The sequence below is a fragment of the Klebsiella sp. GB_Kp056 genome, from assembly GCF_040064755.1.
Lineage (GTDB): Bacteria > Pseudomonadota > Gammaproteobacteria > Enterobacterales > Enterobacteriaceae > Klebsiella > Klebsiella quasipneumoniae.
The window spans coordinates 1-13883 of the sequence record NZ_JBEAJA010000039.1 but is presented as its reverse complement, the minus strand read 5'-3'; the positions used below and the strand labels follow the sequence as shown (position 1 = coordinate 13883).

The following is a 13883-nucleotide window of genomic DNA, read 5'->3' as shown; positions in this document are numbered from 1 at the left end:
AAAACTATGCGCTCGTTTACCGTTCCGCTTCCCACCCTGTTCGCCGGCTTCGTCGCCGTGCTGGTGGGCTACGCCAGCTCTGCCGCCATCATCTGGCAGGCTGCCGCTGCCGCCGGTGCCACGCCCGGGCAGATCGCCGGCTGGATGACGGCCCTGGGCCTCGCCATGGGCGTCAGCACCCTCGCGCTGAGCGGCTGGCGAAAAGTGCCGGTGCTCACCGCCTGGTCAACGCCGGGCGCCGCCCTGCTGGTCAGCGGCCTGCAGGGGGTGACCCTCCCTGAGGCGGTGGGGGTATTTATCTTCGCCAATGCGCTGATCGTCCTCTGCGGCGTCACCGGCCTGTTTGCCCGGCTGATGAAAATCATTCCCCATTCGCTGGCCGCCGCGATGCTGGCCGGCATTCTGCTGCGTTTCGGTTTGCAGGCCTTCGCCGGCTTCCAGGATCATCTGCTGCTGTGCGGCGGCATGCTCGCCGCCTGGCTTCTGTGTAAGGCGCTGTGGCCCCGCTTCGCCGTGGTCGCCGCGCTGGTTGCCGGGGCGCTGATTGCCGCGGCCTCCGGGGAGGTGGCCAGCGCCGCTGTGCCGCTGGCGTTTGTGGCGCCGGAATGGATCGCCCCGCAGTTTACCCCGGCGCTGCTGCTCAGCGTCGGCCTGCCCTTCTTCCTCGTGACCATGGCCTCACAGAACGCGCCCGGATTCGCTACCCTGCAGGCATCAGGCTATGCCGTACCGGTCTCCGCGCTGATCGTTGTCTGCGGGGGGCTGGCGCTGCTACTCGCGCCGTTTGGGGTCTACTCGATCTGTATTGCGGCGATCACCGCCGCCATCTGCCAGAGCCCGGAGGCGCACCCGGATCCGCAGCAGCGTTGGCTGGCGGCCATGGCCGCAGGCGGTTTTTATCTGCTGGCCGGTCTGTTCGGGGGATCGATCACCGCGCTGATGTCGGCCCTGCCGCCAGCGTGGATCCAGATGCTGGCCGGCCTGGCGTTGCTCGGCACCATCGGCGGTAGTCTGTTTCAGGCGGTACATCAGGCCAGTGAGCGCGACGCGGCGGTGCTGACCTTTCTGATCACCGCCAGCGGCGTGACGCTGGCGGGAATTGGCTCCGCATTCTGGGGCGTGGTGCTCGGCGGAGTGAGCTACGGCGTGCTATCCGCGCTGCGCCGCCCGTAGCTGGGTCGGCGTCAGGCCGGTGGCGGCTTTGACCCGATGGCTGAAATGGCTGGCGGAGCTGAAACCGCAGGCCAGAGCGATCTCGGTGAGCGGCAGCGCGCTGTGGCAGATCAGGTTTTGCGCCTTCGCCATTCGCTGCTGCATCACATATTGATGCGGAGCCATATTCAGCGACTGGCGGAACATACGGGCAAAATGAAATTCACTCAATCCCGCCTGCTGCGCCAGGTCGGCCAGGGTCAATGGCTGATCGAGGTGAGCGTCGATCCAGGCCAGCACGTGACGCTTCACCCCCGGCGCCAGTCCCCCGGTGACCGAGGGCAAGCGCCACTGCACGGTGGAATAGTGCTGGATCAGATGGGTGAGCAATAAACTGCTGGCGGCGCTAAGGGTCAGCTGGTTCGCCGGCTGTCGCCAGTCATTAGCCAGCAAAAACTGACGATACACGGTGGTGATTTTGTCATCGCTGGCAAAGGTTTTCTCCTGCAGGGTGAAGTTCGCCGGGCTGCGATCCCACACCTCCTCCCCGACGCGGCGCAGATGCGCATCGGTACAATAGAGATGGACAAACGACAGATCGCCGCGGATATCCCAGACGCTTTCATCGCCTTTCGGCATCAGGCAAAAGCGATCCGGGCCGCCGCCATTCTTCCAGCCGTGCGGCGTCTTTTGATAGCTTTCATAACCATCGGCGACGTACAGGCTTAAGGTATGATGATCGCTGCGTACCGTTACGGTATCGCAGTTGTTATACCAGGCGGCCAGTTGAATACCGGAATTCAGCTCCACGGTGCCCTTCAGCACCGCGTTCTGTCGCCGTAATGTTTCAAACGTCCCGTAACCCATCGCCTTCACGCATCTGTCCTGTCTGGAAAAACTCTAGTCTAGGGAGACTGCGACGCGGTTTCCAGTCCTCACCGCCGGCGAAAGACAAATAAGCGCAAGAATTTGCAAGCCGACAACAAGCGGGTGAAAGCCGCAGGTTGCGGCAGGCGGCATACTCCTCCCTTCAACAGGCAGAGGAGAATCAGGGTGAACGCATTACTTTATGCACTCGTTGTCGTTATCTGGGGAACGACGTGGATTGCGATTTTTTTACAGCAGGGGCCGGTGGCGGCGCCGGTATCGATTTTCTGGCGTTTCGCCGTGGCCAGCGTCACGATGCTGGCGATTCTGCTCGTCACGCGACGTCTGCGGCCGCTGGGCGCGAAGGACCATCTCTGCTGCCTGCTGCAGGGCTGCTGCGTCTTCTGCTTCAATTTCTGGTGCTTTTATACCGCCGCCGCCTGGATCAACACCGGTCTGGAATCGGTGATCTTTTCCATGGCGGTGCTGTTTAACGCCATCAACAGCTTTCTTTTCTTCCGTCAGCAGCCGCCGGGACGCTTCTGGGCTGCCGCCGCGCTCGGTCTGGCCGGTATCGTCACCCTGTTCTGGGATGACCTGCTGGCCAACGGGCTGAACGCTTCGCTACTGTGGGGGATCGGTCTGAGCGCGCTGGGCACTTACGGCTTTTCGCTGGGCAATATGTTCAGTATTCGTCACCAGCGGCGGGGGCTGGAGACGCTGACCACCAACAGCTGGGCGATGCTGTACGGCACGCTGGTGATGGGCGCCATCGCACTCCTCCGCGGGGATAATTTTATGCCGGAGTGGACCGTCAGCTATCTTGGCGCCCTGCTTTACCTGGCACTGTTCGGCTCAGTTGTCGCCTTCGGCGCCTATTTCACCCTTGTGGGACGCATCGGCGCCAGCAAAGCCGCCTACAGTACGCTGCTGTTTCCGCTGGTCGCCCTGTCCATCTCCACCGTCTATGAAGGCTATGTATGGCACAGCAACGCCGTTATCGGACTGGCGCTGATCCTGTTGGGTAATCTGGTGATGTTTGCCAAACCGGAACAGCTGCTGCTGCGCCGAAAGCTGGCCTGAAACGGCGGAAGATAAAACAGCGCCGTCGGCAGACGGCGCTGGCGAGATTACCGCTGGGAAGGGTCGAATTTGACGGCGTCGACCGCCATATCATCGATCACCTGCTTCATGGTTTCGATGGTCAGCGGCGTGTTTTCATTGGCCAGGGTTTTTCCTTCCCCTTTACGAACCACTTTGATCACCGGCTTGTTGGTGCTGGCGTCAATCAGTTCGGCTTCAAAATAGAGGTCGGTGTCCATCGTACGATGGCCGGTGGCGGCCTGAGTACCGGCAACAATCATCGCGACCGGAACCACTTCATAGAACTGCAGCCCTTCTTTGCTGGAGTCCACCCCGGTGATCGCCCCGCGGAAAATAAGGCTACGCTTGCCGGCGGTGGTAGCCAGCGGTTTACGCTCGGAAATGGCCTGTTTGAGCTGTTTGTTGGTGTAATTAAGAATATCCTGCAACGCCTTTTCACCGACCTGGGTCGTCGGCTTCGGTACCGGATAGTACGTTACCGGATGGTAGACGACATTATCGTACTTAGCCGGATTGTAGTTTGGGTCGATCCAGCGCAGCTCCGACTTGCCGGAGGCCGTGGTGGCTTCTTTCAGGTTGGAATAATCTTTTAAAAAGCCCGAATACTGATTCGGCTGCGCCAGTTTGGACGCACAGCCCGTCAACGCTAACATCCCCGCCAGAGCGGCGACTTTAAATAACACGCGAGTACGCATAAAGAGATCCCTGTAAATGCAGTTTTTTCGGCAGACGTTATAGCAGATAAGACCCAGTAGTTTTGTGACAAAATGAGGGCTTCGTCAAGGAAGATATACAAATATTGATGGGATCAACATTACGTTATTAAATAATTACTTAATAGGTGAACAGGTCGCCTTTAACCCTCTGTTCAGCGAGGCTTTTCGCGCTGCTTTATCCGATGGGTATTAGCGCAAGGCGGCGCGGTCAATCTCAGCCATTTCACGCGCCGCTGAGGATTATGCGGGCTTGCGCGCCAGCAGCGTGGCGAAGCGCAGTTTGATCCGGTTGCCGCTGGCGTCGGTCCGATGCAGCTCACCGACGTCCTCATTGTATTTCAGTAATTCCCAGCCCCGGTAGTACTCCCGAAGTTCATCGGGTTTAAAAGCAAACGGGAAGCCGACGGTGCAGGGATAGTCCTCGGTGTCCATCGCCGCGACAATCAGGTTATAGCCCCCGGCGGCGGTGCAACGCTGCATATTGGCGATAAGACCCGGGATAGCGCCGGCCTCAAGAAACATCATCACCACGGTGGAGAGGATCAGATCATACTCGCCGTCAAAGGTCAGGCTGTTGAGGTCTTTCACCGCGGTCTGCAGATTATCCAGCCCTTCGGCGGCGCGAATAGTCTCCAGATTATTGATGCTCATCGCATTTTTATCCCACGCCGTCACCGTGAAGCCGTTCGCCGCCAGATAAAGGCTGTTACGTCCGTTGCCGCAGCCCAGATCCAGCGCCCGCCCCGGCGGCACCATCGTCGCGGCATGCAGCACCTCGGAGTGGGTACGGGTCAGGCCATATTTTTCACTAAAATAGTCCGCGTCACGCGTTGTCATGATCCTTCCTTCTTATTCAGGAGTGTTTCCCGGTCAACCTGTAGCAACAGTTTCCCGCTGACCAGCAGCAGCCCTGTGCGCAGCAGCAGCAGGCCGATGACCAGATTGCTAAAAATAAAGAGCGGCAGCGCCAGATGATGAAAAAAGCCATCCGCCTTCGCCTGGCCCAGATGCAGGCCGGTAGTGGCCAGTGCGGAAATACCGAACGAGAAGCTCCAGAAAGAAGCATTGAACGGCTGGCGAAGATACCAGGGCATCAGACGCAGCATAAACAGCAGCTGCAGCAGACCGTAGCCAAACAGCAGCTTAGCAAAGGTATCAGCCTCCCCGCCGTTGACGCTGAGCCAGGCGCTGCAGGCCACCAGCGCAGGCGCCAGCTGGATCCCCAACGACGTGCGCAGCGCGGTCGGCAGTTCGCCTGCGCTGCGCAGACGATGGAGGATAGCCGGCTCAAGGCTCAGCCAGGAGAAGACTCCGGCGCCAAGGAACACCAGTCCGGCGTCGGTAAACCCCAGCGCGCCGCAGGCCATCGCGCTGATAAAATTATTCGCCACCGTGGGCAGATACAGCCCCGGCGTAGTGGCCTCGCGAGGATGGTTTCCCCGCCACAGGCCGCCGCTTTGCCAGGCGGCATAGGCGAGCTGCAGCGCCACGCCCGGCACAAACAGCCCGATGGCCAGCGGCCGGCACCAGGGTACCAGACCAATCGATACCAGCAAGGTGGTGGCGGGAAACAGGCTGACGAAGCTGCTGCTGACCGGATGTCGCATCTCCTGCAGCACACTCGCCGGAAAGCGGATCGCCCGGCTGATAAACGCCATGCTGAGCAGGACCCACATCGCCATCGCCAGCGTCACCAGCCCATCACCAATGCTGCGGCTGACCGGCCAGAGGGTGCTGGCGTAACGCCAGGCAAAGCCCATCCCGATGGTGCCGAGCACCATGCCAAAGTAACCCGCCGGCAGGTTCAGCACCTGCCGCGACGTATGCGTTTTGTTCATTTTATTGATGATATCAATTTAATTTGAAGTTGCATTCTAAAGGAACCTTATCCCACGCGCTACGGCGATCTTTGCTATGTTTATGTTAACCATAAGTAATGAGGATCGGGAATGCGTAAATACCGTCTCAGCGAACAGACCCGGCAGTATTGTTACCAGGGAGAGGATGGCAAACAGTGCGTCACCCTGCGCCAGATCGTGGCGCTTATCGATTTCGCTGACGTCAAAGCGGGCAGCGAAGGCGGCTGGGTGGAGGAGGAAAGCGCTCTCAGCCAGCTGGGAGAGTGCTGGATCTACGATGCCAACAGCGTAGTCTTCGCCGGGGCGCGCATCCTCGACGATGCCCGACTCCATGGCCCCTGCGAGGTCAGCCATGGGGCTATCATCAGCGGACGGGCATCCATTCACGCCTCGCAGATCAGCCATCACGCGCAGATTGGTGACAACGTCACGATTAGCCTGAGTACGGTGCGCGGTGACTGTCGCCTCGCCGACGAGGCGCGTCTTCTGCCCCACTGTCAGGTGATTGCCGCCCGCGGGCTGACCGCCGACCGCGACAAAGTGCTGCAGATTTATCAGCGAGCCACCGTCAGCGCGTCGCGCATTCTCCATCAGGCGCAGATCTATGGCGAGGCCTACGTCGAGCACGCTTTTGTCGAACATCGGGCGGAAGTCTTTGACCACGCCAGGCTTGAGGGAAACGAGGAGAATGACGTTTGGGTGTGCGATAACGCGCGGATTTACGGGCATGCCCGTCTGATCGCGGGTCGCGGCGAGGATGCCATTCCCACTGTGCGCTACAGTTCCCAGGTTGCGGAGAATGCGGTGATTGAAGGTAACTGTCTGCTAAAGCACCGGGCGATGGTGGGCGGCGAGGCGCAGCTGCGCGGTGGACCGATTCTGCTTGACGACGACGTGCTGATCCAGGGTCGGGCTGTCATCGTCGGCGATGTGATCGTTGAGCACCAGGTCACGCTTGGGGACGAGGTGCAGATCGCCGCGCGGGAAGGAGAAGCCATTCACCTGCGCGGCCCGAAGACCCTCGACGGCCAGCAGCAGATCACCCGAACGCCGCTGTTAGGCGCCCTGTAGCGCCTCGTCGCGGTCAATAATGCGGGCGTAGATATTCTGATCGTCATAGCTGCCGTTCAGATACTCGGCCTGGCGGAGACAGCCTTCCAGAACAAACCCGTTACGCAACGCCACCTGGTTGCTGCGGGTATTCGCCACCCGACATTTGATCACAAACCGGCGCACCAGCCCGCTGCGGGCATAATAGTGGATAAAGGCCTGCAGGGAACGGGACAGATACCCTTGCCCCTGGCAATCTTCATCGATCCAATAGCCAATATAGGCCGTCTTATTCTGCGGCTCGATCTGGTTGAACGACAGAACGCCAATCGGCCGCTTATCGAGAAACAGCAAAAACATTTTGGCGTAATCCCGCTGGTGCAGCATCACGTTACCCTGCACATGGCGGCGGGTCTCCTCTTCGCTGCGCACCTCTCCGGCCCAGCTAAGCGACTGCTGTAGCCAGCGCTGGTTTTTCACCACCAGCTGGTGCAGGTCGCTGACGTAACGCTCATCAATGGCGGTAAGCGTCAGTCCCTCGGTCACCGGGATCGACTCAGGTACTGCTGGAATGTCTGTGGTCATGGGGCTCTCTACGGGCCCGCAGGGGGTGCCTGGGGGCCACGGCTGTGACGGGGTTATTTCATGATCCGGTCGTCGACGTAGTTACGTTTATCCGGCGCCGGCGGGAAGTACTGATAGAGCCAGGTTTCGCTGATGGCTTCGCCCTGACAGCGCAGGAACAGACGCATCTCCACCGGGTCGGTCGAGTCGGAGGTCGGATACCAGTCGAACAGGATCCGGTAGCCATCGAACGGCTCGACGTAGAGGATCTCAATCTGCTTCGCTTCGCCGCTGGAGAGGGTGATCACCGGTTCAATACCGCGCGGCGCGGCCGCTTTCAGATCGCCGCCGACAAAGTCGATGGCAAAACGACGCGCCCACTTGTCCGGGTAGTGTTCCCCCGGCGCCCATCCCTCCGGGAAGCCCCCCATCCCGGTGCGGGTGGCGAGCACACGCGCCAGCGGGGTGCTCACCGGCGGCTGCGCGCTCCAGTAGAGGCGGTAGCGGAAGTCCAGTTCGTCGCCCGCCTTCACCGCCTTTTCCGGCTGCCAGAAGCAGACGATGTTATCCAGCGTTTCACCGGTGGTCGGGATCTCCATCAGGCTGACCGCCCCTTTGCCCCACTGGTTACGCGGCTCCACCCACAGGCTGGGACGCTTGTTATACCAACCCATCACGTCCTGGTAGTGGGAGAAATCGCGGTCCAGCTGCAGCAGACCAAAACCGCGCGGGTTCTTGTCCTGGAAGGCGTTGAACTGCAGCTTCTGCGGGTTGTTCAGCGGCCGGCAGACCCATTCGCCGTTGCCCAGCCACATCGACAGCCGATCGGAGTCGTGGATCTGCGGGTGGATGGTATCGCACATCCGACGCTCGTTGTTGCCGCAGCTGAACATGCTGGTCATCGGCGCGATACCCAGCTGTTTGATATCCTTGCGGGCGTAGAGATGGTTCTCCACGTCCATAATGACCTGGGTATCCTGGCAGTGGATGGTGAACTTGTAGGCGCCAGTGATGCTCGGGCTGTCCAGCAGAGCGTAAACGGTGAATACCGTGGCGTCCCCTTTGACCGTTTCGAACCAGAAAGAGGTGAAATCGGGGAACTCTTCCGGGGTATCGGTAAAGGTATCCACCGCCAGCCCACGGGCCGAGAGGCCGTACTGGTAGGTACTGTCTACCGCGCGGAAATAGCTGGCGCCGAGAAACGCCACGATATCCCGGCGCGCCAGCTCAGGCGCTTTAAATACCCGGAACCCGGCGAAGCCGAGGTCGGACTGCCCTTCCAGCTGGCGGGTATCCACCCCGGCGTCATTGTACTTGAACAGCTCCGGCCGGAAGTGGATCTCGCGCGCCTGCTGGGTGGCGGCGTCTAAAGAGAACATGCGCACGCGGCGACGGAACCCCATCCCGACGTGGAAAAACTGGATATCCAGTTTGCGTTCTTCAATATTGTTCCACAGCGAGTGGTTGGCGTCATACTGGATGCTGTTATAAGCCTGCGGGGTGAGATTGGCCAGCGTCGGCGGCAGATCGCGCGGGGCGCCGCCCCACGGCTGGCGCGCCAGATCGTGGGCCATCGCCTGCAGCACGGCATAATCAAAACGACGTGTCTGCCCGTCGGCAATGCCCGCGTCTTCAGCAAACGCGGCCTGACTGAATAAGGAAGCGACTCCTGACGTTCCGCATACGGCGGCAACAGCCATGGAAGATTTAAGAAAACGTCTGCGGTTCATGCCTGAGAAAGCGTCCTTCTGCACGGGTGAATTGATTCGCAACGCGTCATCACGCTGCGTGATAATTTCCGCCCACTCTAGACAAAAACGATTAATAATCCAATTGTTGCCCGCAGAAAAACGGTAAAAAAGCCCTGTCTACCAGAACAGGCTGTTTTTTCATCACCGGCGGAGGGAGAGCGCTATATCCAGCCCAGGGCCCGCCTGCAAACAAAGCGGACAGCACTCATCCTGTATCGTCGCCGGGGCGTTTCTTAGCCGCCCGCGGCCTGCAGCAGGGCCGCGCCCCGCTGAGCCGCGACCCATCCCCTTTATTCGAGGGTCACGTGATGCTTCATCACCCGGCGAAACAGCGCCAGCCGGGCGCGCATAAAGCGATTCTCCACTTTAAATCCGGCACGCTTATGCAGGCCAATGCGCAGCAGACGATCCCGTCCGCGCACGCACGCCGGCCAACGCACCGCGCCGGCAAGCACCTGCTCGCCGCTGGCGACGCGGGCAAACTGGGCCCAGTAGTCAGCGACCTGAGCGGCGAAGGCCAGATCCGCTTTACTGGCATATTGCCGCACCGGGTCGGTGAGCCGCAGGTTATCAAACACGTAGGGCACCTCGTTGCCGTGCCAGGCGCCGTGCGGATAGACATCATGCTCCGCTTCCGCCACATAATCGAACCAGTACCGCCAGCATGGCTGGCCCACGCGCTGCTGGGCCTGCATCACCACATAGCCGAGGGTGGTAAACGCCATATCCCGACAGACTTCCCGCCCCAGCGCTTCATCCCCCTTGACGCCGGGATAGAGGAGTTTGATCAGTCCCAGCCCCAGACGGCGCTCGCGGCGCAGCTTCTGGATCTGCCCGGCGATATCGACGCCAAACACCGCCATCACGCTGGCTTCATCGCTGTTGGATCCGATCATCACCGGCATCGGATGCTGGCGCCCGGCAAAAAAGGTCTCCAGCATCGGCTGCGGAAGCACCACATCGCCGGCGATGGGCGCTGGCCCGATATTCAGCGGGGCGGTTAGCGACCAGAAGGCCTCCGCCGGGATCGCCCGCAGTTGTTCGGCGCTGGCCTGCGGCAAGGCGAAGCGTTCCGCCAGCAGGCGGCCTTTCTCCAGCGCCTTTTCTCGCGGCAGGTCGGGTAAGGTATACCCGCTCTGAATAATCGCTTTATGGAACAACCCTTTCGCTTTCGGCGAGGCCATCAGCGACAGCACGCTGCGCGCCCCGGCGGATTCGCCAAACAGCGTAACGTTTGCGGCGTCGCCGCCGAAGGCGTGAATATTCTCCTGGACCCACTGCAGGGCGGCGATCTGGTCGAGCAGCGCGAAGTTATACAGACGCTCGCCCGCCTCTTCCTCCAGTGCCGGATGGGCGAAAAAGCCAAGATGGCCCAGTCGGTAGTTGACCGTCACCACCACCACGTCGCGGCTGGCCAGCGCCAGGCCATCGTAAGGCGGCAGGCTGCCGGCGCCGATGGTAAACCCGCCGCCGTGCAGCCAGACCATCACCGGCAGCGGCTGCGCTGCGCTGGCGGGGGCCCAGACGTTGAGATAGAGACAGTCTTCGCTGAAGCGGCCGGGATCCCCGCCGCCAAGTTCGCGGCAGTAGTCAATGTCCTGCCAGCTGGCGGCGGAAAAGGCGTCGGCCTGACGCACGCCATGCCAGCGGGCGGGAGGCTGCGGCGCGCGCCAGCGCAGCGGCCCCACGGGCGGCGCGGCGTACGGAATGCCGCGCCAGATATGGATCCCCTGCTCTGCGCTCCCGGCCAGCGTGCCCTGCCGGGTTTTCGCCAACGGTTTCGACGGATGTTGCATAACCTGCTCCCTGTAAGGCTGATGCCAGCAGGGTACTGATTTTACAGCAGACCGCAACGTCGTTTGCTGCGCTCCTCCGCCTGCCGGTACAGTTCAAACTCATCCTGCACCGGGCAGCCCAGCGCCGCCTCAAAGGCTTCGCGGCTGGCATTCCCGTGGCTGCGCGCCTGGGTTTCGTTACCCAGATTGGACTGAAAAATGCCCGCCGCGCTGACCGGTAAAAAATCCTCATAGACGATGGGCTGGGCCACCACCCATCCGCGCTCGATCAGCGGCTGGGGATCGTCGCCCGGGCGAAACGCCTGGCGATGGGCCTCGCCAGCCGGCGTCAGGCGGTAGCGAAACCAGGCCAGCCCCTGCTGACGCAGCAGAAATTCGCTGTCGGGAAATTCGCGGAACACCTCCTGCAGATGCAGCTGGTGGCTGAGATTGTCTTTGCCGGTCCCTGCCGCCTGCAGCAGCCGGTCGTACAGCGCGCGCCCTTTCGGCGTCAGCGCCACGCCGCGCTGCTCAATTTCGCCAAAGCGGGCGCTGTGGGTGCCGCGGTGTTCGCCGGCGAACATCACCGGCTCCTCAAGCGCCTTGAAGCTGGTCTGCCGCAGGAGGATCGGTACCTCCCGGCGCGGCGGACCTTCGATCAGGGCCTTTGGCTCAATACCGCACTCCGGCATCAGGGCCTGCGCGCGGTCAATATCCAGCGTCCGCGGCGTGAGGTGGTTGATATGGCATCCCGGGAAGCAGACCACATCGGCAATCAGGCGATGCTCGCGATGCAGCGCGTGGTAGGTCTCCTCATCGACGGTGGCATGCCGGTGCCAGCGGAAGGTCTCCAGCGCCTCCTGCACAAACTCGCGGGCTTCCGCTGGGGTGAAGGCCCCTTCGGCCTCGTGCCGGGCGATCAGCGCCAGGCAGCGGGGAGTGAATATGTTGCGCCGGGCGAGGATCGCCTCGGCCCGCTCGCGCAGAGCGCGGTTTTCGATCAGCTCCAGACGCAGCAGCGAGGTAAAAACCCGAAACGGATTGCGCGCCAGCGCGGCATCGTCGACAGGACGAAACGCTGTGGAGTGAACCGGCACGCCGGCCTGCGAGAGATCGTAATAGCTGACGGGATACATCCCCATAATGGCAAACATGCGACGCAGCGTCGCCAGTTCCTCCGCTGTGCCCACGCGGATCGCCCCGTGGCGCTCAACGTTCAGACGCGCCAGCTCGTCGGCGTTGGCCAGTTGTTCATGCAGCTTCGGATTATTTTCCAGTACCGCCAGGTTGACGTCAGCCACCAGCTCCAGCAGCGTCCCGTACTGCGGAACTTCCTGCTGGTACATGGCCGACATGGCCTGCGAAAAGTGCTCCCGAATCTCATCAGCCGTGATGGTGTTCGCCATGATGTGTTACCTCCAGTGAATACTTCCTGGAGTGTAGGAAAGCTGCCTCCCGGCGGGGGGAAGAATTTACAAACTGTGATGGCGATAACCTGCTTCCGGTCACGGGCATAGCGCAGAACATAACCGATGGTTATGAAAAACACCCGGTAATTTCACTTTAAATTAACAATACATTTACACACACTGTTTCTGGCGACATTACAACAACATGCCCCTCTACCCTCTATACGGAGTACCCGATGAACGATAAATGGTCCCCGCGCGAGGTTATCCATCGCGATTACAGTAGTCACCCGCCCGCTTACGCCCTGGGCTATAAAACCAGCGTCCTGCGCTCCCCGAAAAACGCTCTGATCTCCCTGCAGAACTCGCTGTCGGAGATCACCGGCCCGGTGTTTAGCCGCGACGACCTGGGTCCGCTGGATAATGACCTTATCCTTAACTATGCCAAAGATGGCCTGCCGATTGGCGAGCGGATCATTGTGCACGGCTACGTGCGGGATGGCTTCGGCCGACCGATGAAAAACACCCTGGTGGAAGTCTGGCAGGCCAATGCCGGCGGCCGCTATCGACATAAAAAAGATCAGTATCTGGCGCCGATTGACCCGAACTTCGGCGGCTGCGGCCGGGTGCTGACCGACGAGAACGGCTATTACTGTTTTCGCACCATCAAGCCCGGCCCCTACCCCTGGCGCAACCAGGCCAGCGACTGGCGTCCGGCGCATATTCATTTCTCGCTCTCGGGCGACGCCTGGGCCCAGCGCCTGATCACCCAGATGTATTTCGAAGGCGACCCGCTGATCAAGCAGTGCCCGATCGTCAGAACCATTAATAATGACGACGCCGTGCGCACCCTGATCGCCGAGCTGGACATGCACGCCGCCGTGCCGCTGGATTGTCTGGCCTACCGCTTCGACCTTGTTCTGCGCGGCCATCGCGCCACGCTGTTTGAAAATCGCACTCAGGGGGCCGCCCGATGAAAGAGTATCTGCCTGAAACCGCCTCGCAGACCGCGGGACCCTATGTTCATATTGGTCTGGCGCCGGACGCCGCGGGTTTCCATATTTTTGAGAAAAATTTTGGTCCGGTTCTCACCACCGCCGATACCGTCGGGGAACGGATCACCATTGAAGGCCGGGTTATCGACGGCTCCGGAACCCCGGTCCGCGATGTGCTGCTGGAGATCTGGCAGGCCAACGCCGCGGGACGCTATAACCATCCTGACGATCGTCAGCAGCAGAAGGCGGTCGACCCGGGCTTTCGCGGCTGGGGGCGCACCTGCTCTGACTTCACCTCCGGCGTCTGGCGCTTTGAAACCATCAAGCCCGGCGCGGTGGTTGGCCGCGATGGCCGTCTGATGGCGCCGCACGTCAATCTGTGGGTGGTGGCCCGGGGGATCAATATTGGCCTCAATACGCGGATGTATTTCGCCGATGAGCACGAGGCCAACGCCAGCGACCCGGTGCTGAATCTCATCGAGTGGGAGGTGAGACGCAAAACCTTAATCGCTGAGCGCGAAGTTCGCGGTGCGGAAGTGGTCTATCGTTTCGACATTTATCTGCAGGGCGAGAACGAAACCGTCTTTTTCGATATCTAGCGGCCATGCAGACCACCGCCGTCGCCCCGCACAGCCGGGGCG

General features: G+C 61.0%; 13 protein-coding genes. 5 read left to right on the top strand and 8 right to left on the bottom strand.

The annotated features are described in order from the left end of the window. Nucleotides 1-6 precede the first annotated feature (6 nt). Nucleotides 7-1173 (top strand): benzoate/H(+) symporter BenE family transporter, encoded by a 1167-nt coding sequence (locus tag ABLV52_RS06190; RefSeq protein WP_032453093.1) that lies wholly within the window; start codon nucleotides 7-9, stop codon nucleotides 1171-1173. Here ABLV52_RS06190 and ABLV52_RS06185 read toward each other — a convergent pair. Then, complete coding sequence (locus ABLV52_RS06185) at nucleotides 1150-2019, bottom strand: AraC family transcriptional regulator (RefSeq protein WP_064154536.1); 870 nt, start codon at nucleotides 2017-2019, stop codon at nucleotides 1150-1152. The genes ABLV52_RS06190 and ABLV52_RS06185 overlap by 24 nt on opposite strands. Nucleotides 2020-2205: 186 nt before the next feature. Here ABLV52_RS06185 and ABLV52_RS06180 point away from each other — a divergent pair, with 186 nt between their 5' ends. Then, nucleotides 2206-3102 carry a DMT family transporter gene (locus tag ABLV52_RS06180; RefSeq protein WP_023289904.1) on the top strand — a complete coding sequence of 299 codons (897 nt, stop codon included), beginning with the start codon at nucleotides 2206-2208 and terminating at the stop codon, nucleotides 3100-3102. 47 nt (nucleotides 3103-3149) lie between these two features. Here the strand turns inward: ABLV52_RS06180 and ABLV52_RS06175 are convergent, their stop codons facing one another. From ABLV52_RS06175 to tehA, 3 genes are all read right to left on the bottom strand, one after another. Next, nucleotides 3150-3818, bottom strand: a complete 669-nt coding sequence (locus tag ABLV52_RS06175; RefSeq protein WP_348890167.1) for a DUF3313 domain-containing protein — start codon at nucleotides 3816-3818, stop codon at nucleotides 3150-3152. A gap of 261 nt (nucleotides 3819-4079) precedes the next feature. Then, on the bottom strand, nucleotides 4080-4676 hold the full coding sequence (tehB, locus tag ABLV52_RS06170) for a tellurite resistance methyltransferase TehB (protein WP_044523527.1): 597 nt from the start codon (nucleotides 4674-4676) through the stop codon (nucleotides 4080-4082). Next, nucleotides 4673-5677 carry a dicarboxylate transporter/tellurite-resistance protein TehA gene (gene tehA, locus ABLV52_RS06165; RefSeq protein WP_048297635.1) on the bottom strand — a complete coding sequence of 335 codons (1005 nt, stop codon included), beginning with the start codon at nucleotides 5675-5677 and terminating at the stop codon, nucleotides 4673-4675. The genes tehB and tehA overlap by 4 nt, the downstream gene beginning before the upstream one ends. A 111-nt stretch (nucleotides 5678-5788) precedes the next feature. Between tehA and ydcK the strand changes: the two genes are divergently transcribed. Then, nucleotides 5789-6769, top strand: coding sequence for a YdcK family protein (gene ydcK, locus ABLV52_RS06160; protein ID WP_348890166.1), 981 nt, complete (start codon nucleotides 5789-5791; stop codon nucleotides 6767-6769). Here ydcK and rimL read toward each other — a convergent pair. The 4 genes from rimL to ABLV52_RS06140 all read right to left on the bottom strand — a co-directional run bounded on the left by rimL (nucleotide 6755) and on the right by ABLV52_RS06140 (nucleotide 12244). Next, entirely contained in the window at nucleotides 6755-7333 is a 579-nt protein-coding gene (gene rimL / locus ABLV52_RS06155) for a 50S ribosomal protein L7/L12-serine acetyltransferase (RefSeq protein WP_032453097.1), read from the bottom strand. The two genes, ydcK and rimL, sit on opposite strands and share 15 nt — an antisense overlap. Nucleotides 7334-7386: 53 nt before the next feature. Beyond that, a complete protein-coding gene (locus ABLV52_RS06150; protein WP_032453098.1) occupies nucleotides 7387-9042 on the bottom strand; it encodes a glucan biosynthesis protein in 1656 nt (551 codons plus the stop codon). 311 nt (nucleotides 9043-9353) lie between these two features. Beyond that, entirely contained in the window at nucleotides 9354-10859 is a 1506-nt protein-coding gene (locus ABLV52_RS06145; RefSeq protein ID WP_044523531.1) for a carboxylesterase/lipase family protein, read from the bottom strand. Between the two features lie 41 nt (nucleotides 10860-10900). Next, nucleotides 10901-12244 (bottom strand): VOC family protein, encoded by a 1344-nt coding sequence (locus ABLV52_RS06140; RefSeq protein ID WP_023289911.1) that lies wholly within the window; start codon nucleotides 12242-12244, stop codon nucleotides 10901-10903. A 239-nt stretch (nucleotides 12245-12483) separates the two neighbouring features. Between ABLV52_RS06140 and pcaH the strand changes: the two genes are divergently transcribed. Both pcaH and pcaG read left to right on the top strand, forming a co-directional pair. Continuing rightward, nucleotides 12484-13224, top strand: coding sequence for a protocatechuate 3,4-dioxygenase subunit beta (pcaH, locus tag ABLV52_RS06135; protein WP_348890165.1), 741 nt, complete (start codon nucleotides 12484-12486; stop codon nucleotides 13222-13224). Beyond that, on the top strand, nucleotides 13221-13841 hold the full coding sequence (gene pcaG, locus ABLV52_RS06130; RefSeq protein WP_023289913.1) for a protocatechuate 3,4-dioxygenase subunit alpha: 621 nt from the start codon (nucleotides 13221-13223) through the stop codon (nucleotides 13839-13841). The genes pcaH and pcaG overlap by 4 nt, the downstream gene beginning before the upstream one ends. Nucleotides 13842-13883 lie beyond the last annotated feature (42 nt).

Coding starts and splice junctions, on each gene's coding strand:
- ABLV52_RS06190 (WP_032453093.1), top strand. CDS start 7: ATGCGCTCGTTTACCGTTCCGCTTCCCACCCTGTTCGCCGGCTTCGTC.
- ABLV52_RS06185 (WP_064154536.1), bottom strand. CDS start 2,019: ATGGGTTACGGGACGTTTGAAACATTACGGCGACAGAACGCGGTGCTG.
- ABLV52_RS06175 (WP_348890167.1), bottom strand. CDS start 3,818: ATGCGTACTCGCGTGTTATTTAAAGTCGCCGCTCTGGCGGGGATGTTA.
- tehB (WP_044523527.1), bottom strand. CDS start 4,676: ATGACAACGCGTGACGCGGACTATTTTAGTGAAAAATATGGCCTGACC.
- tehA (WP_048297635.1), bottom strand. CDS start 5,677: ATGAACAAAACGCATACGTCGCGGCAGGTGCTGAACCTGCCGGCGGGT.
- ydcK (WP_348890166.1), top strand. CDS start 5,789: ATGCGTAAATACCGTCTCAGCGAACAGACCCGGCAGTATTGTTACCAG.
- rimL (WP_032453097.1), bottom strand. CDS start 7,333: ATGACCACAGACATTCCAGCAGTACCTGAGTCGATCCCGGTGACCGAG.
- ABLV52_RS06150 (WP_032453098.1), bottom strand. CDS start 9,042: ATGAACCGCAGACGTTTTCTTAAATCTTCCATGGCTGTTGCCGCCGTA.
- ABLV52_RS06145 (WP_044523531.1), bottom strand. CDS start 10,859: ATGCAACATCCGTCGAAACCGTTGGCGAAAACCCGGCAGGGCACGCTG.
- ABLV52_RS06140 (WP_023289911.1), bottom strand. CDS start 12,244: ATGGCGAACACCATCACGGCTGATGAGATTCGGGAGCACTTTTCGCAG.
- pcaH (WP_348890165.1), top strand. CDS start 12,484: ATGAACGATAAATGGTCCCCGCGCGAGGTTATCCATCGCGATTACAGT.
- pcaG (WP_023289913.1), top strand. CDS start 13,221: ATGAAAGAGTATCTGCCTGAAACCGCCTCGCAGACCGCGGGACCCTAT.